The sequence below is a fragment of the Parahaliea aestuarii genome (genome assembly GCF_008064635.1).
Lineage (GTDB): Bacteria > Pseudomonadota > Gammaproteobacteria > Pseudomonadales > Halieaceae > Parahaliea > Parahaliea aestuarii.
Genome location: NZ_VRYZ01000001.1, coordinates 463196 through 486504, shown reverse-complemented (window position 1 = coordinate 486504; position 23309 = coordinate 463196). Strand labels below are relative to the sequence as shown.

The window sequence follows — 23309 nt, the reverse complement described above, 5'->3', positions numbered from 1 at the left end:
GGCAGTCTACGTGGGCACCTGGGCAAGTTTTGCCCACGGTGGTTGCCTACGTTACGGATCTATCTTAGGTAGCTTTTTCCATACATGGTCAAATGAGTCTGAAGTGAACAGGTCAGGGCGCTCCTGAAGCGCAGCGGATTTCATCTCGGCTTTCAGCCCGCGCTTACCTCCCCGCTGTCGAGGCACTGCCTTAGGATCTACCCCGGCCCTTTCCAAACGATTCACCAGCCAGGCCTGTTGTGTTTCAGGTTTAATGGTGTGGAATATATCGGCGCCCCGGTTGGTCTCAAAACGTCTCACCTCCTCTAACGGAATGATGAAGGTTGCAGTGCTATCAATCCAAATTTCGTCGAGGTAGTCAGGGGTGGGGTCAGCGACGCCCAGAAGAACCTCCACCAAAACCTCTACCGGTCTTCCGTCAAAGAGCATGAAGGGCGCGCTCAACAGTCTTTCAGTCGCTTCCTCATCGACGGCCCGACGTGTTGATAGCACCGCATAAAGCTCTTTGGAGTCATCTCTACTCATTGCCGTGGCGCTAGTCAGGTCGAAATACACCCACTCCGAGGGAGCAATTGGAGCACCCGAAACTCGGGCGCTGATTGCCGTATGCATGCGTATTGGCAATTCGTGGCCGCTAGTCCAATCATCCTCGTCCGTTTGCAGCGTCAGGGAAATATCTAGAGCATGAACATGTGGAGGGTCAGCCGGTCTGAGTGCTGGCCTTAGGTGTTGCTCCATCAGATAGTCCGCGACCGTAGCGCCTGGGACCCTCCAATACTCGGCTAATTGCTCGATTGTGAAAAACGATGGATCAGGCAACCGTTTCTCGCCCATACGCACCTCCCGCTGTGCCCGCAATGAAAAGTTGCTGCACCAAGCAGCCAACCTCGCGACTGCTCGGAGGTTACGACTACGCTCTACGCAGTGATTCAATTATTGACGAAACTGGCCCACCACCACATTCTCACCGTCAGCCTGTGCTTTCAGAGTGTCCAGATAATCAGCCCATGTCTGCATCATCTGCTTCCTGTCGTCCAAAAATTTTGCCCGGTGGTACGCGCCGCCATTCGGGTCTTTTATACGGTGGCCTAACTGGAGCTCGATATACTGGTCCGGTAGTTTCAGCGCTTCCAGCATGATGGTTTTGGCCAATGCGCGGAAACCATGCCCCGACATCGTATCGCCGTCATAGCCCATGCGCCGAAGGGCACTGAGCACCGCCCCTTCCGAAAGGTGTCTTTCTTTCCCATAGTTAAAGAAGACAAACTCCCTCGCTCCGGTGACCGGCTTCAAAGCCTCGAGGATTGCCACAGCCTGCCGGGATAGTGGGACAATCAGGTTTACACCGGTCTGGTTTTGGGTCTTTGACGGGGTGTAGCGCCATTCCGCTGCGTCGAGGTCAACATCTTCCCAACGAGCAGATCTCAGCTCCCCGGGCCTGACAAAGATCAAAGGTGACAGTTTGAGAGCAGCAATGACCTGCGGTGTGCCCGAGTAGGCGTCTATATCCAAAAGCAACTGACCAACCTTGGCTGGGTCAGTGATCGCAGCCCGATGTTTGACCTGGGGGGGCTTCAGTGCATCGTTAATATCCCTCGTAGGGTCACTCTCAGCGATTCCTGAGGCAACTGCGAAGCGAAACACCTGGCTGCACTTAACTCTTATCCGTTTGGCCGTCTCGAGCTTGTCCTGGCTCTCGTACTTTCTGCAGGTATCCAGCACCATCTTTGGCGTGACCGCCGTGATCGGGCGGTCGCCAAAATCGGCTATGGGGAAACTGAGCAGCCAGGCGGACTTCTTTCGGGTGGATTCGGCCTTGTCAGTCTGTCGCGACAGCCACATTTCCGCCACCGCCTTGAAATTATTCTCATGTGCGGAGAGCGTCGCAGCCTTTTCTTCCTTTCTGCGCTGGCTGGGGTCTTCACCACGGGCCAACAGCTTACGAGCAGCGTCCCGGGCCTCCTTGGCCTCAGCAAGGCCCACAGCGGGATACAGGCCCAAAGACAGGGACTTGGCCTTCTTCAGGAAGAAGTAGCGCCACATCCACTTTTTGGTGCCGTTGGGCATCACCTTGAGGAATAGCCCGTCTCCTGCATTCAGGGTATAGGGCCTGGACTCGGGCTTGGCGGTTTCCGCCTGCCGGGCGTGGGTGAGGGGTTTCCGTTCCGCCATAACCTGCATCCTGAGTAACCATCAGCTTGGTTACTCAGGAAGTTACTCAGGTTTTGCGTGGTTTGCAATGGTGACCAGCGGTCTTCACTGGACTTAAGGATCGAATAAATCCTTTTTAAATCAACGGTTACCGGACTTCAGCGGACAACCGTGACCTTTGATATGGTGCCGAAGGCGGGACTTGAACCCGCACGAGCATAGCTCACTACCCCCTCAAGATAGCGTGTCTACCAATTCCACCACTTCGGCATAAAACGGGTGGGTACTGCTTACAGTTCCGGAACGTCCCCCTCCGGGGCGGCTTCGAATTCCGGGACTTCGTCATTCACCTGCGGCAGGTCGGAGTCCGGCGCGTCGGTGGCCGGGGCTGCCTGTTGCTCGGCAGCGGGTGGCAGCGCAAGGCCGAGGTCGTCGACTGACGCGGTTCTCTGCGTGGCCAGCAGGGCGAGGCCAAAACTGGAGGCGAAGAACAGTACGACCAGCCAGGCAGTGGCCTTGGTCAGCACGTTGCCACTGCCGGCACTGCCAAGCAGCGTCTGGGAGGCACCGGCGCCAAACGACGCGCCCATGTCGGCTCCCTTGCCCTGCTGCAGCATGATCAGGCCGATAATGGCCAGAGCAACCAGCAGGTGAACGATCAGAATAATCTGTTCCATAGTTTCCTTGCCCTCTCGGGCAGTATCTCTTCCCGGCCCCGGCCTCAGGCCGCGGCAACAATATTCGCGAATTCCGCGCTGTCCAGCGACGCACCGCCCACCAGGGCGCCGTCGATATCCGGCTGCGCAAACAGCGACGCGGCATTGGCCGCCTTGACGCTGCCGCCGTACAACAGGCGTACCTCGGCGGCATCTACCCAGCCTGCCTCAGCCAGCCGTTCACGGATGTAACCGTGCATTTCCTGGGCCTGTTCCGGGCTCGCAGTGAGTCCGGTACCGATGGCCCACACCGGCTCGTAGGCGATAACCAGCCCCGCCAGTGAAGACTGCTCCGCGAGGGCGCCCTGCAACTGCCGGGCTACCACGGTAAAGGCCTCACCGTCTTCGCGCTGCTCCTGGGTTTCGCCGATACACAGCACCGGTTGCAACCCCGCTTCCACCGCCGCGGCCAGTTTCGCCGCGATCAGCCTGTCCGATTCGTCATGGTACTGGCGCCGCTCCGAGTGGCCGAGCAAAACCCACTCACAGCCGATATCCACCAGCATGTCCGGTGCCACCTCGCCGGTGTAGGCGCCCTCGTGCATGTGACTGCAATCCTGGGCTCCCACGGCAATGGCGCTGCCGTCGCAGGCGTCAACCACCTGCGCCAAATGCACAAAGCCCGGGCAGAGGGCAATGTCGGCGCGCGCTTCGTCGATCCGCTCCAGCAACCCGGCCATCAGAGTGGCGACGCTGGACCGCGAGCCGTGCATCTTCCAGTTTGCAATAACGAGTGGACGACGCATCATTTACCCCGGTGCGAAAACGGCGGCAATCCTACCTAAGATACCCGCCGGACACAAGTAAACCCTTAGCTCAATGCCAACTGAACACGCTCGGCCAGCTGGCCGCAAAGCGCAGCGACTTCCTCGCCGTCCTGGCCTTCCACCATCACCCGCACCAGTGGCTCGGTACCGGAGGAGCGCAGCAGCACGCGGCCGCGGCCCGCCAGCGTGCGCTCAACTTCGGCCACGGCCTCGGCCACGGCCGGAAACGCAGCCAGATCCACCCTGCCGCTAACCCGCACATTGATCATGGTCTGGGGGCACTTGGTCATGCCCCGGCGCAGGGTGGACAGGTCGGTAGCGGCCTCCTGCAGCGCTGTCAGCACCTGCAGGGAGGCGACGATACCATCGCCGGTGGTGGTGTGGTCGGCACAGATTATGTGGCCAGAGGACTCGCCACCGAGCTTCCAGCCGTGTTGCTCCATCAGCTCCTTCACGTAGCGGTCGCCGACTTTGGCCCGCACCAGCTGCAGGTCGAGATCGCGCAGGGCCAGTTCCAGCCCCAGGTTGGACATCAGTGTGCCCACCACGCCGGCGTCGGCCTGGCCGCGCATCAGGCGATGGCGCGCAATGATATAGAGCAACTCGTCACCGTCCACCAGTTCGCCGTTGCCGTCCACAAACAGCACCCGGTCGCCGTCGCCGTCGTAGGCAATGCCGAGATCGGCGCCCTGCTCCAGCACCAGCGCCGCCAGTGCGGCGGGGTCTGTAGAGCCCACGCCCTGATTGATATTGAAGCCATCGGGTTGCACACCGAGAGCCACTACCTCGGCGCCGAGTTCGGACAGTACACTGGGGGCGATGTGATAGGTGGCGCCGTGGGCACAGTCCACGGCAATTTTCAGGCCGCGCAGACTGAAGTCATCCGGCACGGTGGACTTGCAGTACTCGATGTAGCGACCGGCGGCATCCGCCACCCGCACCACCTTGCCCATGTCGCGGGAATGCACCACCACCAGGTCTTCGCCCAGTTCCGCCTCGATGGCCAGTTCCACCGCGTCCGGCAGCTTGGCTCCGTCGGCCGAAAAGAACTTGATGCCATTATCGTAAAAGGGATTGTGGGAGGCGCTGATAACAATCCCGGCCACCGCATTCTGGGTGCGCGTCATCAGGGCCACCGCCGGGGTCGGCATGGGGCCGAGCAGCTTCACATCCACCCCGGCTGCCACCAGCCCCGCCTCAAGTGCGGACTCGAACATGTAGCCGGATACGCGGGTGTCCTTGCCGATGATCACCGTCTTGTGGCCATCGCTGCCATTGCGGGCAAACACCCGCCCGCAGGCCCAGCCCAGTTTCAGCATGAAATCCGGCGTGATGGGCGCCTTGCCCACCTCGCCGCGAATGCCGTCGGTTCCGAAATACTGCCTGCTCATGGTCATTCCCAGTTCTGTACTTATTACGTGTGGGTCGCCAGCGCGCGGCACATGGCGAGGGCATCCGCGGTTTCGCGAACATCGTGGGCGCGCACGATCCAGGCGCCCCGCTCCACGGCCAGTACCGCCAGCGCCAGGCTGGCCGCCAGGCGCTGATGGACATCCCGCTCAATAATTTTGCCTATCAAAGATTTGCGCGACAGCCCTACCAGCAATGGCACACCCAGGGCCTGCAGGCGGGGCAGGTGCTGCAGCAGCCGCAGATTGTGCTGCAGTGACTTGCCGAAGCCGAAGCCGGGGTCCAGCAGCACCCGCTCGCGGGGGATACCCGCCGTCTCACAGGCCGCCAGACGCCCGGCGAGGTAGTCCGCCACCTCTGCCACGACATCGCTGTACTCAGGGCGGTCCTGCATGGTGCCTGGCTGGCCCTGCATGTGCATCAGGCACACCGGCAGGCCGGAGGCGGCGGCCGCCTCGAGGGCGCCGGGGCGCTCCAGCGCACGCACATCGTTGATCAGGCCCGCCCCGGCCGCCACGGCTTCACGGATCACCGCCGGAGAACTGGTATCGACGGAAATCACCACGTCGAGTTCGGCGGCGATACGCTGCACCAGCGGCACCACGCGCTCCAGTTCTTCCGCCTCACTGACCGGGGCGGCACCGGGGCGCGTTGATTCGCCGCCGATATCGAGAATGGTGGCGCCCTGTTCATACAGGCCGCGGGCCCGGGCAAAGGCGGAATCGAGGTCGAGGCGCCCCTCCTGGTACAGGCTGCCGCCGTCGGAGAAGGAGTCCGGGGTGGTATTGACGACGCCCATCACCTGGGGGGTGGAACGGTCGAGGGTCCGGCCGCCACATTGCAGGGGCGGCAGGCCGGAGGGGTTGAGCATGATCAAGCCGGACGCTCAGTGTTCGCTGGCGGGATCACCGATGGGAGTGGACGGCTCGTCACTGACATCGCTGGCCGCGGCACCGCCGCTACTGGCACCGCTGTTGCCACCCCAGTCGCGGGGTTCGCGCGGTTTCTTGCCAGACATGATGTCATCGATCTGATCGGCATCAATGGTTTCGTAGAGCATGAGGGCATCGGCCATTACATGCAGCTTGTCCACGTTTTCGTCCAGCAGGCGTTCGGCGGTGGCATAGCACTCGTCGATGATGCGCCGCACCTCCTGATCGATCTGCTTGGCGGTCTCACCGGAAATGCCGTTGTTGTGCTGGGTGGCACTGCGGCCGAGAAAGACTTCCTCGTCGCCCTCGTCGTACATCAGCGGACCCATTTTTTCCGACAGGCCCCACTGGGTCACCATCTTGCGGGCGATCTCGGTGGCGCGCTTGATGTCATTGGAGGCGCCGGTGGTCACGCCATCCTTGCCCAGGGTCATTTCCTCGGCGATACGGCCGCCGAACAGGGAGCAGATCTGGCTGGTGATATGGCGGCGGCTGTGGCTGTAGCGGTCTTCCTCGGGCAGGAACATGGTCACGCCGAGGGCGCGGCCGCGGGGAATGATACTGACCTTGTACACCGGGTCGTGCTCCGGCACCAGGCGACCGACAATGGCGTGGCCGGCCTCATGGTAGGCCGTATTGCGCTTCTCGTCCTCGGACATGACCATGGACTTGCGCTCTGCGCCCATCATGATCTTGTCCTTGGCCAACTCGAACTGGTTCATGCCCACGGTGCGCACATTGGCGCGAGCGGCAAACAGGGCGGCTTCGTTCACCAGGTTGGCGAGGTCGGCACCCGAGAAACCGGGCGTGCCGCGGGCGATCTTGGACGGTTCCACGTCTTCCGACAACGGCACCTTGCGCATGTGCACTTTCAGGATCTGTTCGCGACCGCGAATATCCGGCAGCCCCACCACCACCTGGCGGTCGAAGCGGCCCGGGCGCAACAGGGCCGGATCCAGTACATCGGGGCGGTTGGTGGCGGCGATGACGATCACGCCGTCGTTCACCTCGAAGCCGTCCATTTCCACCAGCAACTGGTTCAGGGTCTGCTCGCGCTCGTCGTGACCGCCGCCCAGGCCGGCGCCACGGTGGCGGCCGACGGCGTCGATTTCGTCGATGAAGATAATACAGGGAGCCTGCTTCTTGGCCTGCTCGAACATGTCGCGCACGCGGGAGGCGCCCACGCCGACAAACATTTCCACGAAGTCGGAACCGGAAATCGAGAAGAAGGGTACCTTGGCCTCACCGGCAATGGCCTTGGCCAGCAGGGTTTTACCGGTACCGGGCTGGCCCACCATCAGCACGCCGCGGGGAATGCGCCCGCCGAGCTTCTGGAAGCGGCTGGGATCGCGCAGGAACTCCACCAGTTCCTGGACATCTTCCTTGGCCTCATCCACGCCCGCCACATCGGCAAAAGTAGTGGTGATCTGGTCTTCGCCCAACAGGCGGGCCTTGCTCTTGCCAAAGCTCATGGGGCCGCCGCGGCCACCGCCACCGCCCTGCATCTGGCGCATGAAGAACATGAACACCGCGATGATGATGAGAATGGGGAAGGACGCGACCAGCAACTGGGTCCAGACGCTCTGCTGCTCGGGCTTGCGGCCCTCCACCTCGACCTGGTGTTCCAGCAGATCGTCGATCAGCTTGGGATCTTCCAGCATCGGGCGAATGGTTTCGAAACGGCTGCCATCGTAGCGTTCACCGCTGATGTTGAGGCCGTCGACCACGACTTTCTTCACCCGTTCCTGCTGGATTTCCTGGATGAATTCCGAGTAGCCCACCTGCTCGGTGGCACTTTGCATATTGAAATTGTTGAACACCGACAACAGGACGGCGGCGATCACCAACCAAAGCAGTAGATTTTTTGCCATATCACTCAATGCGGTTACCTCACCAACGTCAGGCCGTCACCGGTTGCAGCGCCCGAGGCGCGTCTACCTGATGAGTATAGCCGGAATCGAGACCGGCCACTGGCCGGTGTCGGTGCGGGAGAGCGCGACAGAACCCGGTTCCGCGCCACTCTTCTGTGGAAAAAAGGCCGATCAATGTACTACAGATGGGGACGGCGCTCCATGTTTCAAGGCTTTCTACATCTCCGGGCTGCGCCCGGCGGTGGCACATCCCTGTGCCACAGGGAAAGTTCTAACCTCGAAAGTCCCTCGCGACGACGTAGACTTCCCGGGAGCGGGGCCGCGAAGCGGCGGGTTTCCGGGTCAGCACTTTGCCGTACTGTTCACGGGCACTGCGAAACAGGTCGTCAAAGCCCTCGCCCTGGAACACTTTGGCCACAAAAGACCCGCCCGGAGCCAGTACCCGGCTCGCCATATCCAGCGCCAGTTCCACCAGGTACATAGACCGCGGCTGGTCCACCGCGTTCACCCCGCTCATGTTGGGCGCCATGTCGGACATGACCAAGTCCACCGGGCTGTCGCCAATCGCGGCCAGGATCTGCTCGAAGACGGCGTCCTCGGTGAAGTCACCCTGGATGAATTCCACGTCGGCGAGGTTGTCCATGTGCAGTATGTCGGAGGCCACTACCCGGCCCTTGTGACCCACCAGGCCGGCGGCCACCTGGGACCAGCCGCCGGGGGCGCTGCCGAGGTCCACCACGGTCATGCCCGGCCGAATGAGCCGGTCCTTTTCCTGCAATTCCAGCAGCTTGTAGCAGGCGCGGGAGCGGTAGCCCTCGCGCTGGGCCTGCTGCACATAGGGATCGCTGTGGTGTTCCTTGAGCCAGGCGCGGCTGGAGGAGCGTTTCTTGGGCATGGACAGTCCCGGTATTTGGCGTATCGTGTAGGGAGGGCGCTGTTGTAGAATGCGCGCCCCGTAAAAGGCGGCATTGTAACGCCAAAAGCAGACTGGAACCTCTATGAGCAAGCAAACCGGCCCCGACAGCAAGCAGCTGCGCGCCATCGGCCACAAACTGAAGCCCATTGTCACCGTGGCCGGCAAGGGCCTGTCCGACAATGTCATCAGCGAGGTGGACCGCGCCCTGCACGACCACGAGCTGATCAAGATCAAGCTGGCCGTGGGCGGCCGCGAGGCGCGCAGCGCCGTGGCAGAAGAGCTGTGCGAGCGCACCGGCGCCGAAGTGGTGCAGTCCATCGGCAACATGGTTCTGGTACTGCGCCGCAGCAAACAGCCGGACCCGCGCCTGTCCAACCTGCTGCGCCCTCTGTAAACCCGCGCCGCCCGCGCCTGCCGCTTCCCTCCGCCACCGCCGGGGGGCTATTATCGAGGCATCGTCCTCACGGGAGCTGGCACGGCATGGGGGATATCCTCGAGTTTCCATCGCGGCAGGCCCAGGGCCTCGCCTACCTGGACCGCCAACTGCGGGACCTGCTCGATACCCGCGGCGCCGACGCCGAACTGATCGACTTCGCCGCCGCCCAGCTAACCACCATCTACGCCGAACTCACCCGTTCCGAACAGTACAGCTTCAGCATCACCCTGCCCCCGGGATTGAGCCCGGAACAGGGCGACGCCCTGCGGCGGCAGATCGATGCCGGCCTGGAGGGGCTGCGTCAGGAAAACCACGCCATGTTGGTGAAACTGGCGGCGCAACTGGTGCTGGCGGAAGTGAAGCTGTTCCAGCACGAGAGGACCCCCTGACCGTCTCCAGGGTATCTCAGAGACCCGCAACATCCCGCACCCGCAGCACCGTCCAGGGCAGCCCCAGCAATTCGCTGGCATGACTGACTCCGGCGCGCCGCATCACCGCCACCGCATCGGCGCCTTCGATCTGCACTGTGCTGCGGCCGCCGTTGGGGTAGTGCAGTTCCACCACCATGGCGGCCTCCCCGTCGTGGGTAGGGGTCAGGCGCACAGCGCTAATCACCGCACCCGATACCGCAGGGGTTTCGCTCACGCCGCGGGCGGACCGGTAAAGACAATGTCCGAGGGCGTCATGCCGGCGGGTGCGGGGCGAAACACCAGGTAGAGGTTCCAGCTCTGCAGGTCGGCCACGGCCTCTTCCGCCGGCCGCCCGGGAAATTCCCGCCCGGCAATGCTGTGCCAGTCGTCGCCTTCCCGCGGGTAGATCCAGGGGCGCTGGGGGGTAATCGATGCACTCATATTGCTTCTCCGTTTACGCGGCCGACTGGCGGGCGCCTGAGACAATGCGGCCTTCGCGACACTCTGCGTAGCCGCCTTCGGCGCTGTAGGCCAGCTGCCCATTGACGTAGACCTGTTCCACGCCGCGGGCCCGGCGCACATAGCGATAGCCGTCGCCGGGCAAGTCCGCCACCGCAATCTCCGGGCCGCGGTCGATGGTGTCGGGATCAAACAACAGCAGGTCCGCCGCCAGCCCGGGGCGCAGGAAGCCGCGATCCGCCAGGCCCCAGTTGTGGGCGATCTGGCCGGTGAGCTTGTACACTGCCTGCTCCAGGCTCATGGCCCCGGCCTCGCGCACAAAGCAGCTGAACAGGTAACCGGTGTCGCCGTAGGTGGCAAAGCGGGTGACGTGGGCGCCACCGTCGCCGGAGCCCACCTGCACCAGAGGGTCGCTGATCGGGCCGGTGATGCGCTCCAGGTTGTTGTGTCCCACGGCCATCGCGCTGAAACAGGTTTTCAGGTTTTCCTCCACCGCCAGGTCCAGCATCAGCTCCACCGGGTCGCAGCCGCGCTCGCCGGCTATGTCCTTGAGAGTGCGGCCTTCCAGCGCTTTGTTGTGCGGCAGGTGACAGCGTCGCACCACGAAATCCGGGAAGTGCACTTCCATGGCGATGGGGTGCATGGCGTTGTAGGCCTCTTCCACCAGTTGCTTGCGAATCACCGGGTCGCGGAAATCCGCCAGAGTCTGTGCGGCGGGCTTGAGGATGGTCATCCACCAGGTGGGGCGGGTACTGAATACCGAGGTGGGCACATCGAACTCGAAGGTGACATCGATCGGCCGGGTCTGCATCTGCGGTACGATACGGGCACCGTAGGCGGTCTGCAGGCGCACCCGCTCCAGGGCCCGCGGCACCAGTTCCGGAGTGGCGTTGGAGTCGAAGAGGGGCGAGAAGCTGACAGTAATGCCGTGGCGCCGGGACAGGTCGCCAAGGATATCGATGCGTGCGCACAGCAGGTCCGGATCCCAGAACTCCGGCACCACCTGCATAATGGCGCCGAACTCGCCGAGTACCGCACACAGGGCGTCCAGTTCCTCCGGACTCGCCAGGCGGCAGGGTACCGGCCGGTGTTCGTGGTCGATATCCACCCAGCTGGTGGAGAGGCCCAGGGCACCGGCGCGCAGGCACTCCCGCAGCAGTTCCTGCATCTGCGCCACTTCCCCGCTGCTCGCGGCGCGCTCCCGTGCGGCCTCCCCCATCACCCACAGGCGCAGCATGCTGTGTCCGGCCAGTGTGGCGACATTGATGCCGAGCTGGTCGCGGAAGGCCGCCAGGTATTCCTCGAAGGTCTCCCAGTTCCAGCGCATTCCGGCGTCGAAGGCCGCGGCGGGCATTTCCTCGATCTGGCGGAACACGGCGCCGACGAAGCCCCGGTGCTCGGCCCGCACCGGCGCCATGGTGAGGGAGCAGTTGCCGTTGATCACGGTGGTCACGCCGTGTTCCAGAGAGGGGGTAGCCAGGCCGTCCCAGGTAATCTGGGCGTCAAAATGGGTGTGGGAATCGATAAAGCCGGGCGCCAGTACCCTGCCGCCGGCGTCCACTACCGTCCGCGCATCGCCGTCGATACGGGTGCCGATGGCCGCAATCCGGCCCTCGCTGACGGCCAGCGCGCCGCGATAGGCGGGGCTGCCACTGCCATCGCAGATGCGGGCATTTCTTATTATCAGGTCGTACATGGTGGTTCCTCCTTGTGCTGTCGCCACTGTAGGCGCGGTTGCCGCCGGCGAACATGGCAGATCGCGCGAAGGGCATGGAGAATCGACGCTGCGCGCCCGCCAACTGGCGAGTACAGGCTTGTCCCCGGCGGCGGTCGCTGCGATGATCGACACTCAGCAGAACTATAATCAGCGCAGGTGTCGGCAGGGGTTGGCCGATCCGGCCTACCCAGGGGATGGCATGGACCAGAGCAGGCTTCCGCTCAGCCCGGAACTCGACATGGAGCGGGTGCAGATCCTGTACGCCAATGTGCGGGCGGGCTATATCGGCGTGTTTGCGGCCATCATGCTGCTCTACTTCATCGCCGACACCTACGCCAGCCCGGGCGCGGCCCAGTACTGGCTGCTGGGCGTGATGATCGCCAACCTGCCGCGACTGTGGCTGTCCCTGCGTTACGGGCAGAGCAAGCGCGCCGGCCGCATCACCGAAGCCGATGCCCTGAAATGGGATCGCTACATGGCCCTGGCCAGCGTCGCCGCCTATTCGGGTTTTGTGGCGGTGATCTATCTGCCCTACGGCGACAACGCCCTCATCGGCACGGTGCTCTGCGCCCTGGTCTTTATGGTACTGGCCACCGGTGGGGTACTGGTACTCAGCACCTCCTACGTGCAGGTTGTGGTGTTTCTGAGCCTGGTGATGCTGTCCATCATCGGCAAGTTCCTGTTGATCCAGCAGCCCCTGTTTTACATCGCCGCCGCCATTCTCAGTTTCGGCTACCTCCAGTTACTCAAACATACCCGCCGTCACACCCAGGTACTGATCGAGAACATCGCCCTGAAGATCGAGAACCGGCAATCGGCCCTGGTCGACCCGCTGACCCGGGTCGGCAATCGCCGCCGCCTGGCCCTGCACACGGAAATGCTGTTCCCCGCCACCCAACGCAGCGGTGAACCCTTCTGCCTCATCCTGCTGGATATCGATTATTTCAAGAAGTACAACGACACCCATGGCCACAGCGCTGGCGACGAGCTACTGGTAAAAGTGGCAGATGCCCTGGGGCAGTGTTCCCGGGGGCAGGATCTCATCGTGCGCTACGGTGGCGAAGAGTTCCTGGTGGTACTGCCCCGCACCCAGCTGAACGATGCCGAAGCCATCGCCCAGCGCATCCTGGCGCGGGTACGTGAGCAGACCTGCGTCACGATCAGCGCCGGCGTCGCTGTGTACAACGGCGAGAACAGCTTCGAAGCCGTGGTGCAGCGGGCTGACGAGGCCCTGTACATCGCCAAGGACAGTGGCCGCGACCGGTACCAGTTGGCGGCGGCCTGACAGCGCGCCGTACAGGCGCTGTTGCAGCGGTATGCGGCGGGCTAGTATGACAACATCTTCCACGGCGGCGGAGTGCCAAACCATGCACCTGATCAGACTATTGCTCAGCCTGTCCCTGCTACTGTCAGCTCCGCTGTTGCGAGCGGAAGTCGTCAGCGCATCGGATACCCATTTCGTGCTGCAGCACCAGGCCCGTTCGGCACTCGGCGCCGAGGCCCTGTGGCAGCGTTTGATCCATCCCGAACGCTGGTGGAACCCCGCCCACAGCTATTCCGGCAGCGCCGACGCACTCAGTCTGGAGGCCCGCGCCGGCGGCCTGTGGCTGGAACAGTGGCCCGGCGGCTCGGTAGCCCACGGACGTGTGCTGATGGTGCAGGAAGGCAGTCTGTTGCGACTCGAGGCGCCCTTCGGCCCGCTGCAGGGCCTGGGGGCCTACACGGTGTGGACCATAGAAGTCGGGGCCGGCGGTGACGGCAGCGTCGTCAGTTTCCGGGAAGTGGCCCAGGCCCCGCCGGGCAGTGACATGACCCGTATGAGCGCAGCCGTCGACCAGGTGAAACGCGAGGCCATCGGCCGTCTCGCCAAACCGTAAAAGCCCTTTGGAAGCACCTCTGTGAGCGCAAGCCCGAACCCCTCGCTACATACCCGCGGCGCCCTGATCTCCCTGGCCAATGCCCTTGTGGCGGCCCTGCAGTCAGAGGATGCCGACACTGCCTTCCTCGAACAGACCCGCCAGTTTGTCGACCTGCTGGGGGATACCCTCACCCTGCCGGTAACCACCATGCTCAACCTGGATCAGCTCGATCTGGAAGCGCGGCATGAACTGCTGGCGGAAACGCTGGAGGAACTCGGCCTGCCGCTGGCCGGACTCAACTGGCACGACTACCCCGAACTGGCCATGCAGTTCCAGAGCCGGGTGTGGGCCCACTTCTACCACCGCTTCCTGCTCACACACCAGATTGTTACCAGCCATATCGAATTGCTGCCGGCGCCGGAACCGGATTTCCCCCGGCCCCTGCACACGCCAGCCGGCTCCTGGCTGCTTCTCTACGCCGCCGCCGGCGAGTGCCTGCTGAGCTGTGCAGACAGCAAACTGCGTCTGGGCAACAATGGCCCCGCCCTGCTGCTGATTCCGCCGGAGTGCCAGCTACTGGTGCAATGCGCGCAGCGCGACAGCGAGTGCAGCCTGTTCAGCAGTGCATTTTTCCCGCCCCAGCACTGGCAGGCACTGCTGCGCAGTGGCGTCGTGAACGGCGAACTGCGCGGCGAAGTGATTGCCGATGCGCACATTGCCGGTTACATCAGCGAGTCATTCGGCCGCATTATCGATATCGCCCACTCCCAGTCCCGCCACAGCCAGGCCCTGCACCTCAACCTGCTGGAGCAGATCCTGCTGCTGTGCGACCAGCAACGCCCACAGCAGCAGCGTGAATCCCTCGACCGCAGGGTGGTGGCCGCCCGCGATTACCTGCTGGCTCACTACGCCGAAAAGACTACCGTGGAGCAGGTAGCCGCCGCTGCCAATGCTGCCCCGTCCACTCTCAATGCCCTGTTTAAAAGCCAAATGGGCGAAAACCTGATGCGCTGGCGTGACCAGTTGCGTATGCAGAAGGCAAGGGAGCTGCTGCAGGGCAGTGACAAGGCAGTCAAGGTGATTGCCGCCGAGGTGGGCTACGACGACCCGATGTTCTTCTCCCGCCGCTTCAAGCAACTCACCGGCTGGTCGCCCACCCAGATCCGCGACGGTAAAAGCTGATATACCACTGGCACCGCTGTGCCGGCAGCGAGCAATAGTGCAACCCCTCCGCTGAATCCTCCATTCCCCCGCCCCGGCGGCTGGCCTCTAATACAGGCACATAAAGATTAAAACCGCGCTACCGCCAGGATCTCGCCATGACCGATGTACCGGGCTATTCAGCCAACCAGCGGCTGCTGGACCCACGCAGGCTGGGCACCAGCACCATGCTCAGCAGCACCTCCAAGTACCTGAACGACCCGCGCCTGCGCCACTGGGTGGCGGTGGAATCCCTGCGCCGCAACGGGCCGGACATGGATCACTACGGCGGCCCGCTGGAGATTATCGACATCTTCCGCGGCCTGGATGATATCGACGAAATCAACCGCCTGTTAGCCGGGGCTCGCGCCCAAGACGCCAAACTGGACGCCTGGTTCGAGGATCGCTACCTCATCCCCCATGACATGGAAGCGCTGGCGCAGCTGCCCGAGGGCACCCTGGGGCGGGAGTACCAGAAAATGCTGACCGAGCAGGGTCTGCAGGCGGACTTCCTGCCTTTCGGCAGCACCGCCACCGACTACGACTACATGCTGCGCCGCCAGAGCCAGACTCACGACATCGAGCATGTGGTCGTCGGCTACCGCTACGACCCGCTCGGCGAATTCGGCCTGATCGCCGCGCGCCAGACCAACATGGCGCGCTTTCTCGGCGCCGAAGTAATGGAACACATGTCGGTTGTTTCCAACTTGCTGCTGTCCACCGCCATCGCCCGCTTCGGCTGCCACTACCCGCAACTGCTGCCGCCGTTGTACAAGGCCCTCGGTGAAGGCCAGCGCATCGGCGCGCAGATGACCACCGGCATTTTCATGCCGCGCTATGAAGAAATGTTCGAGTGGACAGTCGACGCGGTGCGCGAGGAGCTCGGCATCCGCCACAGCCCCGACTTCGAAGACACCATGTGGTCCCTCGGCGAGTATTTCGACGCCGCCTGACCCCGCCTGCGGGCACTGAACCCAACCCGACCATTGGCGCCAACCGGCGCCAGGGACAGCTACGCCGCCAAAAACAGGAAAATAACTATGAAAACGCTACCGCACCGCCCCCTTTACCTCGCTCTCGCCGCCCTTACCCTGGGCACTGCCATCCCCGCTCTCGCCCAGTCACCGGGGGAGAGCACTGGGCTGCAGGAAGCCCGCGGCCGCGGGGGTGCACTGGAGGAAATCGTGGTCACCGCCCAGCGCCGGGAAGAAAACCTGCAGTCGGTACCCATCGCCGTCACCGCCCTGGGGTCCGAGGACATCCAGCAGATGCGTGTTGTCAATATCGAAGACCTGAGCTCGCTGGCACCCAACCTCAATATCACCAACCAGGGGCAGCAGACCACTCCCGCGCTGGCCATTCGCGGGGTCACTTCCGGAACCTCCGACAACGCGGTGGACCCCAAGGTCGGGGTCTACGTGGACGGTATCTACGTCGGCCGCAGTGTCGGCGCCATCTTCGACCTGGCGGATATCGAGCGGGTGGAAGTACTGCGCGGCCCCCAGGGCACCCTGTTCGGGCGCAACGCCACCGCCGGCGCCCTGAGTATCGTGACGGCAGCGCCCACCGGCGAGTTCGGTATCGGCGCCAGCGCCTCGATGGGCAACGACGACGCCCGCCGCGGCAAAATCACCCTCAACCTGCCGGAATGGCGGGGCCTGCGCACCAAGCTGAGCTATCTCCACGATGAAATCGGCGGCTACGCCGACAATCTGATCGGCGGCCGCACCATCGACGTCAGCGCACGCGCACCTGGCTTCGGCGCGCTGCGCTACGCCGACGAACTCGGCGGCAAGGACGTCGACGCCTTTCATTTCGCGGCGCAGTACGACGCCACTGACCGGCTTACCGTGGACTATCGCTTCGACTACAGCGATTCAGAAACTGTCGGCAACCCCCAGCAGGTAGTGGGGCCACTGCCCGACCAGACCGGTCAGCTGTGGGGCGCCGTGCTCGCCTTCCAGCCGCTGACCGGCGGCATCACCAACATCGCTGACGAGCAGTTGAGCGCCGTGGCCGCGGCCTCAAGCGTGGAACGCCTGGAAACCCTGGGCCACAACCTGACCCTGACCTGGGATCTCAACGACAGCACCACCCTCAAGAGCATTACCGGCTGGCGCGAACTGGAGCAGGACCCGAACATCTACGACCTGGGCGCAAGCGGCGGTATCCGCTTCACCGAGGCGCAGTTTATTGCGCTGCTGTCCGGCAACATCCCCGGCATACTCGACCCGGCGGTCCAGCCCGGCCCCGAGGACAGCTTCTTCTCCCTGCTGACGGCGCGTTCCACCAGCCAGGAGCAGTTCACCCAGGAACTGCAACTGCAGGTTTCCAGCGATCAGTTCGATCTGGTGACGGGACTGTTCTACTTCGAAGAGGAATCGCCGGCCCACAGTGTGCTCGGTATCTTCCAGCCAGTGGCGGACGGGGTGCTCACCACCAACCCTGTGCTCGACCCGCTGTTCGGCAGCGGCACCACCATTACCACGGCCAACAATGACTCCTCGGCCGCGTACGCGCAGCTCACCTGGCACCTGAACGACAGCTTCGATCTCACCGGCGGACTGCGCTACACCTCGGACAAGCGCGAGATCGATATCGATTCACTGGCCGGCGCCACCGGCGCGGTGCTGGGCCTTGGCAACTACAAGGTGGACTACGAGGAAGTGACCTACACCGGCATCGCCACCTGGTACCCGAGCGCGGATATCACTACCTACGCCAAAGTGTCGACAGGCTATGTCTCCGGCGGCTTGTTGAGCGGCATTCCCTTCGAGCCGGAGACGCTGATCTCCTACGAGGTGGGCATGAAATCGCAACTGCTGGAGAACCGCCTGCGCCTCAACCTGGCGGCCTTCTACAGCGACTACCAGGACCTGCAGCTACAGGCCTTCCTCAACGGCCGGCAGTTCTTCGACAATGCCGGTGAAGCTACCATCCAGGGCGCCGAAGCCGAGGTGGAATGGCTGCCGGTGGAGGGTCTGATCGTATCCGCCTCGCTGGGCTACATCCACCACGAGTACGAGGAGTACCTGCAGCGCACCGCGGACGGCTCCTTCGTCGATATCACCGACGATGTGGAGCAGACCTTTGTACCGAAAACCACGGGCCGCCTCTCCGCCCAGTACTACGCCCCGGCCTTTGGCAATGGCCTGCAGCTCTACGGCCGCCTGGACGGCGTCTACCAGGGAGACACCGTGCTCACCGCCAATACCCTGCGCGATCCCGAGGGCAATGTGTCGCCACTGAACGACGAGCGTGAAATCGACGGCTTCTGGCGTGTCGGCGCGCGACTGGGGCTGGCTGGCATCCGCCTCGGGGACAGCGAGATCAGCGCCTCCCTGTATGCCGACAACCTGCTGGACGAGGAGTACTACCCCAACGAAACCACCGCCTTTTCCATGACCCGCATGTACGCCCGCGGGCGGACCTACGGGCTGGAAATTAACTTTACCCTGTAGTGGCTCAAACCGTAGAGCCCTGCCTGCCGAGGCAGGGCTCCATCCTCGGCAAGCCTGCCAGGCTGTGCACAACGAAAACGGGCGCCTGATGTGGCGCCCGTTTTTTGTCGCTGCCCCGTGAACGGTCAGATATGGTGCACCTGATCGATCTCGTATTCGACGTCGCCACCCGGCGCACGCACGATCACCACGTCGCCCTCCTCCTTGCCGATCAGGGCGCGGGCAATGGGTGAACCCACCGAAATCAGGTTTTGCTTCACGTCCGCTTCGTCCTCGCCGACGATGCGGTAGGTCACAGTGGCGTCGGTCTCCAGGTTGATCAGGTCAATGGTGGTACCGAAGATCACCTTGCCGGACTTGGGAATGCTGGTCACGTCAATCACCTGGGCGCTGGCCAGCTTGCCCTCGATCTCCATGATGCGGCCCTCGGCGAAGCTCTGCTGCTCGCGGGCGGCGTGATACTCGGCGTTTTCTTTCAGGTCGCCGTGCGCACGCGCCTCGGCAATGGCCGCGGTGATGCGGGGCCGGTCGACCTTCTTCAAACGTTCCAGTTCTGCGCGCAGCGCGGCTTCACCGGAAACCGTCATCGGCACATTGCTCATGCAGCGTTACTCCCAATACTGGCGTGCAGATCCTGCAGGCGTCGCACGCTCTTGTCGCTTTCCTGTTTCAGGGCCATGCACACCGCCTCGGCCGCGGCCAGGGTGGTGGTATAGAACACCCGGTGGGCCTCTGCGCTGGCCCGAATGGGGGCGGAGTCGGTAATCGCGCGGCGCCCCTCAGTGGTGTTGACGATGAAGTCGGCCTCGTCGTTCTTGATCATATCAAGGATGTGCGGGCGCCCTTCAAGTACCTTGTTCACCCGGCGCACGGTCAGCCCGGCGGCCTCCAGCGCATTGGCGGTGCCGCCGGTGGCGGCCAGGTCGAAGCCCAGCTCCACCAGCGCCTTGCCCACCCGCACGGCACCGGGCTTGTCGACATCGCGCACACTGATCAGGGCCGTGCCGGAGCGCGGCGGCGGGTCGCCGGCCGCCAGTTGCGCCTTGGCGAAAGCGCCGGCAAAAGTATCGCCGGTACCCATGACCTCGCCGGTGGAGCGCATTTCCGGGCCGAGGATGGGATCCACGCCGGGGAATTTGTTGAAGGGCATCACCGCCTCTTTCACCGAGTAGAAGGGCGGCACAATTTCCTCGGTGAAACCCTGGGACACCAGGCTCTGCCCCGCCATGCAGCGCGCCGCGACCTTGGCCAGCGAGGCGCCGATGCACTTGGATACGAAGGGCACGGTGCGGGAGGCCCGCGGGTTCACTTCGATGACGTAGATCTCGTCGTCCTGCCAGGCCAGCTGCACGTTCATCAGGCCGCACACGCCCAGCTCCAGGGCCATCTGGCGCACCTGCTCCCGCATCTGGTCCTGCACCTCGGCCGGCAGGCTGTAGGGCGGCAGGGAACAGGCGGAGTCGCCGGAGTGCACCCCGGCCTGCTCGATGTGCTGCATGATGGCGCCGATCACCACCTGCTCACCGTCGGACACGGCGTCGATATCCACTTCCACCGCGGCGGACAGGAAGCTGTCCAGCAGCACCGGCGAATCGTCGGACACTTTCACTGCGTCGCGCATGTAGCGCAGCAGGTCTTCCTCGCGGTAGACAATTTCCATGGCGCGGCCGCCCAGCACATAGGAGGGACGCACCACCAGCGGATAGCCGATGGTGCCAGCCGCGGCGAGGGCTTCGTCCACGCTGCGCACGGTGGTGTTGGCGGGCTGGCGCAGTTCCAGCTTCTGGATCATACGCTGGAAACGCTCGCGATCCTCGGCGCGGTCGATGGCGTCCGGGGTGGTGCCGATGATGGGCACGCCCTGGGCCTCCAGGGCGCGGGCCAGTTTCAGCGGGGTCTGGCCGCCGAACTGCACGATGACGCCCTTGGGTTTTTCCAGGGCGACGATTTCCAGCACGTCCTCGAGCGTCACCGGCTCGAAGTAGAGGCGGTCAGAGGTATCGTAGTCGGTGGATACGGTCTCGGGGTTACAGTTGACCATGATGGCCTCGTAACCGTCTTCGCGCATGGCCAGGGCCGCGTGCACACAGCAGTAGTCGAACTCGATGCCCTGGCCAATACGGTTGGGGCCGCCGCCGAGCACCAGGATCTTGTTGCGGTCGGTGGGCGCTGCCTCGCACTCTTCCTCGTAGGTGGAGTACATGTAGGCCGTGGCGGAGGCAAATTCCGCGGCGCAGGTGTCCACCCGCTTGTACACCGGGCGGATGCCCAGGCTGTGCCGGTGTTTGCGCACCTCGCCCTCGGTCACCGCCAGCAACACCGCCAGGCGGCTGTCGGCGAAGCCCTTGCGCTTGAGGCGGAACATGGCGTCGGCGTCGATGTCGGCCAGGTTGACGGTTTTCAGGCTGTCCTCGGTATCGATGATGTCCTTGATCTGCACCAGGAACCAGGGATCGACGCCGGAGTGGCCGTAGACCTCCTGCACACTCATGCCGGCGCGGAAGGCATCGCCGATGTACCAGATGCGATCCGGGCCGGGGTTGACCAGTTCGCCGATCAGTTCGTCGCGCAGGTCGGGGTTGTCCACGTCCATCTTGTGCTCGAAACCGGACGAACTCACTTCCAGGCCGCGCAGGGCCTTCTGCACCGATTCCTGGAAGGTGCGGCCGATGGCCATGACCTCACCGACAGATTTCATCTGGGTGGTCAGGCGCGGGTCGGCAGCGTTGAACTTCTCGAAGGCAAAGCGCGGAATCTTGGTGACCACGTAGTCGATGGACGGCTCGAAGGAGGCCGGGGTGGTACCGCCGGTGATGTCGTTCTGCAGTTCGTCCAGGGTGTAGCCGATGGCCAGCTTGGCCGCCACCTTGGCGATCGGGAAACCGGTGGCCTTGGAGGCCAGGGCCGAGGAGCGCGACACCCGCGGGTTCATCTCGATCACCACCAGGCGGCCGGTCTCCGGGCACTGCCCGAACTGCACGTTGGAACCGCCGGTTTCCACGCCGATTTCACGCAGCACCGCCAGCGAGGCGTTGCGCATGATCTGGTATTCCTTGTCGGTGAGGGTCTGGGCCGGGGCCACCGTGATGGAATCGCCGGTGTGCACGCCCATGGCGTCGAAGTTCTCGATCGAGCAGACGATGATGCAGTTGTCCTTTTTGTCGCGGACCACCTCCATCTCGTACTCTTTCCAGCCGATCAGGGACTCGTCGATCAGCAGTTCCTTGGTGGGCGACAGATCCAGCCCGCGCAGGCAGATTTCCTCGAACTCGTCGCGGTTGTAGGCGATGCCACCGCCGGAGCCACCCATGGTAAAGGAGGGCCGGATAATGCAGGGGAAGCCGATGGAGTCCAGCACCTGGAAGGCCTCCTCCAGGCTGTGTGCGGTGGAGGCGCGGGGCGTTTCCAGGCCGATGCGCTTCATCGCTTTGTCGAACAGCTGGCGGTCTTCCGCCATGTCGATGGCTTCTTTGGTGGCGCCGATCATCTCCACGCCGAATTTGTCCAGCACGCCGTGCTTGGCCAGGTCCAGGGCGCAGTTCAGCGCAGTCTGGCCGCCCATGGTCGGCAACAGGGCATCGGGGCGCTCGGCCTCGATGATGTTGGCCACCGTCTGCCACTCGATGGGCTCGATGTAGGTGGCGTCCGCCATCGACGGATCGGTCATGATGGTGGCCGGGTTGGAGTTCACCAGGATGACCCGGTAACCCTCTTCGCGCAGGGCTTTACAGGCCTGGGCGCCCGAGTAGTCGAATTCGCAGGCCTGGCCGATCACGATGGGACCGGCGCCCAGGATCAGGATGCTTTGGATGTCGGTTCTCTTGGGCATGGGCTTACACGTTTCCTGCTCTGGTCTGGATCAGTTCAATGAAGTGGTCAAACAAGGGCGCTGCATCGTGGGGCCCGGGGCTCGCCTCGGGGTGGCCCTGGAAGCTGAAGGCCGCCTTGTCGGTGCGATGGATACCCTGCAGGGTGCCATCGAACAGCGACTTGTGGGTCACCCGCAGGTTATCCGGCAGGCTCGCCTCGTCCACCGCAAAGCCGTGGTTCTGGCTGGTGATCAGCACGGTGCCGTTGTCCAGGTTCTGCACCGGGTGGTTGGCACCGTGGTGACCGTGGCCCATCTTCATGGTGCTGGCACCACTGGCAAGGCCCAGCAGCTGGTGACCGAGGCAGATGCCGAACACCGGCACGTCGGTCTCGAGGATGTCGCGAATGGCCTGGATGGCGTAGTCACAGGGCTCCGGATCGCCGGGGCCATTGGACAGGAAGATACCATCCGGGTTGAGGGCCAGCACGTCGCTGGCAGGGGTCTGGGCCGGCACGACGGTGAGGCGGCAACCGCGATCCACCAGCATGCGCAGGATGTTGCGCTTGACGCCGTAGTCGTAGGCCACCACATGCCAGGGCAACTCGCTGTCGTCGGGCTGGCTGTGGCCCTCGCCCAGGGTCCAGCTGCCTTCTTTCCAGCTGTAGCTTTCCCTGGCGCTGACCACTTTGGCCAGATCCATGCCCTTGAGCCCGGCGAAACCCTTCGCCTCGGCCAGGGCCACCGCCTCGTCGATATTGTGCCCGGCGATAATGCAGCCGTTCTGGGCGCCCTTTTCGCGCAGGATGCGGGTGAGGCGACGGGTGTCGATATCAGCGATGGCCACCACGTTGCGGCGCTTGAGGTAGCTGGAAAGGTCTTCCTCGTTGCGGTAGCTGCTGGCCATCAGGGGCAGGTCGCGGATCACCAGCCCGGAAGCCCAGATATCGGCGGACTCCTCGTCCTCGGCGTTGGTACCGGTATTGCCGATATGGGGGTAAGTGAGGGTAATGATCTGGCGGGCATAGGAGGGATCGGTGAGGATCTCCTGGTAACCGCTCATGGCGGTATTGAACACCACCTCACCAACGGCGCTGCCCTCAGCGCCGATGGCCACACCTTTGAAAATACTGCCATCCTCAAGGGCTAACAGGGCCGGACTGGTCAAGGACACCTCCATCAGACTTCTGAGCGAC

At 63.6% G+C, this 23309-nt stretch carries 21 protein-coding genes and 1 tRNA gene; 7 read left to right on the top strand and 15 right to left on the bottom strand.

What is annotated here, in order from left to right; all coding sequences use genetic code 11:
• Positions 1–51: 51 nt before the first annotated feature.
• The 9 genes from FVW59_RS02215 to rlmE all read right to left on the bottom strand — a co-directional run bounded on the left by FVW59_RS02215 (position 52) and on the right by rlmE (position 8742).
• Complete coding sequence (locus FVW59_RS02215; protein WP_148062589.1) at positions 52–834, bottom strand: hypothetical protein; 783 nt, start codon at positions 832–834, stop codon at positions 52–54.
• Between the two features lie 99 nt (positions 835–933).
• A complete protein-coding gene (locus tag FVW59_RS02210; protein WP_148062588.1) occupies positions 934–2172 on the bottom strand; it encodes a tyrosine-type recombinase/integrase in 1239 nt (412 codons plus the stop codon).
• A 163-nt stretch (positions 2173–2335) separates the two neighbouring features.
• Positions 2336–2421, bottom strand: a tRNA-Leu gene (locus tag FVW59_RS02205).
• 20 nt (positions 2422–2441) lie between these two features.
• Positions 2442–2828, bottom strand: coding sequence for a preprotein translocase subunit SecG (gene secG / locus FVW59_RS02200; protein ID WP_148062587.1), 387 nt, complete (start codon positions 2826–2828; stop codon positions 2442–2444).
• A 44-nt stretch (positions 2829–2872) separates the two neighbouring features.
• A complete protein-coding gene (gene tpiA / locus FVW59_RS02195) occupies positions 2873–3613 on the bottom strand; it encodes a triose-phosphate isomerase (protein WP_148062586.1) in 741 nt (246 codons plus the stop codon).
• 65 nt (positions 3614–3678) lie between these two features.
• On the bottom strand, positions 3679–5025 hold the full coding sequence (glmM, locus tag FVW59_RS02190) for a phosphoglucosamine mutase (protein ID WP_148062585.1): 1347 nt from the start codon (positions 5023–5025) through the stop codon (positions 3679–3681).
• A 23-nt stretch (positions 5026–5048) separates the two neighbouring features.
• Positions 5049–5915, bottom strand: coding sequence for a dihydropteroate synthase (gene folP, locus FVW59_RS02185; protein WP_246139597.1), 867 nt, complete (start codon positions 5913–5915; stop codon positions 5049–5051).
• A 15-nt stretch (positions 5916–5930) separates the two neighbouring features.
• The gene (gene ftsH, locus FVW59_RS02180; protein WP_148062584.1) at positions 5931–7847 is read right to left on the bottom strand and encodes an ATP-dependent zinc metalloprotease FtsH; all 1917 of its coding nucleotides are present in this window, start codon (positions 7845–7847) and stop codon (positions 5931–5933) included.
• A 271-nt stretch (positions 7848–8118) separates the two neighbouring features.
• Complete coding sequence (rlmE, locus tag FVW59_RS02175; RefSeq protein ID WP_148062583.1) at positions 8119–8742, bottom strand: 23S rRNA (uridine(2552)-2'-O)-methyltransferase RlmE; 624 nt, start codon at positions 8740–8742, stop codon at positions 8119–8121.
• A gap of 103 nt (positions 8743–8845) precedes the next feature.
• On the opposite strand from rlmE, the gene yhbY reads away from it, so the two are divergent.
• A complete protein-coding gene (yhbY, locus tag FVW59_RS02170; RefSeq protein WP_148062582.1) occupies positions 8846–9157 on the top strand; it encodes a ribosome assembly RNA-binding protein YhbY in 312 nt (103 codons plus the stop codon).
• Between the two features lie 86 nt (positions 9158–9243).
• Positions 9244–9588 (top strand): hypothetical protein, encoded by a 345-nt coding sequence (locus FVW59_RS02165; RefSeq protein ID WP_148062581.1) that lies wholly within the window; start codon positions 9244–9246, stop codon positions 9586–9588.
• 16 nt (positions 9589–9604) lie between these two features.
• Here FVW59_RS02165 and FVW59_RS02160 read toward each other — a convergent pair whose 3' ends face one another.
• From FVW59_RS02160 to FVW59_RS02150, 3 genes are read right to left on the bottom strand one after another with little or no spacing between them, the layout of a single operon-like run.
• On the bottom strand, positions 9605–9844 hold the full coding sequence (locus FVW59_RS02160; RefSeq protein ID WP_148062580.1) for a hypothetical protein: 240 nt from the start codon (positions 9842–9844) through the stop codon (positions 9605–9607).
• Positions 9841–10050, bottom strand: coding sequence for a hypothetical protein (locus tag FVW59_RS02155; protein WP_148062579.1), 210 nt, complete (start codon positions 10048–10050; stop codon positions 9841–9843). The genes FVW59_RS02160 and FVW59_RS02155 overlap by 4 nt, the downstream gene beginning before the upstream one ends.
• Positions 10051–10063: 13 nt before the next feature.
• Positions 10064–11764, bottom strand: a complete 1701-nt coding sequence (locus FVW59_RS02150) for an N-acyl-D-amino-acid deacylase family protein (protein ID WP_148062578.1) — start codon at positions 11762–11764, stop codon at positions 10064–10066.
• A gap of 220 nt (positions 11765–11984) precedes the next feature.
• Here FVW59_RS02150 and FVW59_RS02145 point away from each other — a divergent pair, with 220 nt between their 5' ends.
• The 5 genes from FVW59_RS02145 to FVW59_RS02125 all read left to right on the top strand — a co-directional run bounded on the left by FVW59_RS02145 (position 11985) and on the right by FVW59_RS02125 (position 18305).
• Complete coding sequence (locus FVW59_RS02145) at positions 11985–13070, top strand: GGDEF domain-containing protein (RefSeq protein WP_187275712.1); 1086 nt, start codon at positions 11985–11987, stop codon at positions 13068–13070.
• 82 nt (positions 13071–13152) lie between these two features.
• Complete coding sequence (locus tag FVW59_RS02140; RefSeq protein ID WP_148062576.1) at positions 13153–13662, top strand: SRPBCC family protein; 510 nt, start codon at positions 13153–13155, stop codon at positions 13660–13662.
• 21 nt (positions 13663–13683) lie between these two features.
• Complete coding sequence (locus FVW59_RS02135; RefSeq protein ID WP_148062575.1) at positions 13684–14826, top strand: helix-turn-helix domain-containing protein; 1143 nt, start codon at positions 13684–13686, stop codon at positions 14824–14826.
• A 137-nt stretch (positions 14827–14963) separates the two neighbouring features.
• Positions 14964–15797, top strand: coding sequence for a Coq4 family protein (locus tag FVW59_RS02130; RefSeq protein ID WP_148062574.1), 834 nt, complete (start codon positions 14964–14966; stop codon positions 15795–15797).
• Between the two features lie 87 nt (positions 15798–15884).
• Entirely contained in the window at positions 15885–18305 is a 2421-nt protein-coding gene (locus tag FVW59_RS02125) for a TonB-dependent receptor (protein WP_148062573.1), read from the top strand.
• A 125-nt stretch (positions 18306–18430) separates the two neighbouring features.
• Here the strand turns inward: FVW59_RS02125 and greA are convergent, their stop codons facing one another.
• The 3 genes from greA to carA are packed head-to-tail and all read right to left on the bottom strand — an operon-like array spanning position 18431 to position 23281.
• A complete protein-coding gene (greA, locus tag FVW59_RS02120; RefSeq protein WP_148062572.1) occupies positions 18431–18907 on the bottom strand; it encodes a transcription elongation factor GreA in 477 nt (158 codons plus the stop codon).
• Positions 18904–22134 carry a carbamoyl-phosphate synthase large subunit gene (carB, locus tag FVW59_RS02115; protein ID WP_148062571.1) on the bottom strand — a complete coding sequence of 1077 codons (3231 nt, stop codon included), beginning with the start codon at positions 22132–22134 and terminating at the stop codon, positions 18904–18906. The genes greA and carB overlap by 4 nt, the downstream gene beginning before the upstream one ends.
• A gap of 4 nt (positions 22135–22138) precedes the next feature.
• Positions 22139–23281, bottom strand: coding sequence for a glutamine-hydrolyzing carbamoyl-phosphate synthase small subunit (gene carA, locus FVW59_RS02110; RefSeq protein ID WP_148062986.1), 1143 nt, complete (start codon positions 23279–23281; stop codon positions 22139–22141).
• Positions 23282–23309: the final 28 nt, after the last annotated feature.

Coding starts and splice junctions, on each gene's coding strand:
- FVW59_RS02215 (WP_148062589.1), bottom strand. CDS start 834: ATGGGCGAGAAACGGTTGCCTGATCCATCGTTTTTCACAATCGAGCAA.
- FVW59_RS02210 (WP_148062588.1), bottom strand. CDS start 2,172: ATGGCGGAACGGAAACCCCTCACCCACGCCCGGCAGGCGGAAACCGCC.
- secG (WP_148062587.1), bottom strand. CDS start 2,828: ATGGAACAGATTATTCTGATCGTTCACCTGCTGGTTGCTCTGGCCATT.
- tpiA (WP_148062586.1), bottom strand. CDS start 3,613: ATGCGTCGTCCACTCGTTATTGCAAACTGGAAGATGCACGGCTCGCGG.
- glmM (WP_148062585.1), bottom strand. CDS start 5,025: ATGAGCAGGCAGTATTTCGGAACCGACGGCATTCGCGGCGAGGTGGGC.
- folP (WP_246139597.1), bottom strand. CDS start 5,915: ATGCTCAACCCCTCCGGCCTGCCGCCCCTGCAATGTGGCGGCCGGACC.
- ftsH (WP_148062584.1), bottom strand. CDS start 7,847: ATGGCAAAAAATCTACTGCTTTGGTTGGTGATCGCCGCCGTCCTGTTG.
- rlmE (WP_148062583.1), bottom strand. CDS start 8,742: ATGCCCAAGAAACGCTCCTCCAGCCGCGCCTGGCTCAAGGAACACCAC.
- yhbY (WP_148062582.1), top strand. CDS start 8,846: ATGAGCAAGCAAACCGGCCCCGACAGCAAGCAGCTGCGCGCCATCGGC.
- FVW59_RS02165 (WP_148062581.1), top strand. CDS start 9,244: ATGGGGGATATCCTCGAGTTTCCATCGCGGCAGGCCCAGGGCCTCGCC.
- FVW59_RS02155 (WP_148062579.1), bottom strand. CDS start 10,050: ATGAGTGCATCGATTACCCCCCAGCGCCCCTGGATCTACCCGCGGGAA.
- FVW59_RS02150 (WP_148062578.1), bottom strand. CDS start 11,764: ATGTACGACCTGATAATAAGAAATGCCCGCATCTGCGATGGCAGTGGC.
- FVW59_RS02145 (WP_187275712.1), top strand. CDS start 11,985: ATGGACCAGAGCAGGCTTCCGCTCAGCCCGGAACTCGACATGGAGCGG.
- FVW59_RS02140 (WP_148062576.1), top strand. CDS start 13,153: ATGCACCTGATCAGACTATTGCTCAGCCTGTCCCTGCTACTGTCAGCT.
- FVW59_RS02130 (WP_148062574.1), top strand. CDS start 14,964: ATGACCGATGTACCGGGCTATTCAGCCAACCAGCGGCTGCTGGACCCA.
- FVW59_RS02125 (WP_148062573.1), top strand. CDS start 15,885: ATGAAAACGCTACCGCACCGCCCCCTTTACCTCGCTCTCGCCGCCCTT.
- greA (WP_148062572.1), bottom strand. CDS start 18,907: ATGAGCAATGTGCCGATGACGGTTTCCGGTGAAGCCGCGCTGCGCGCA.
- carB (WP_148062571.1), bottom strand. CDS start 22,134: ATGCCCAAGAGAACCGACATCCAAAGCATCCTGATCCTGGGCGCCGGT.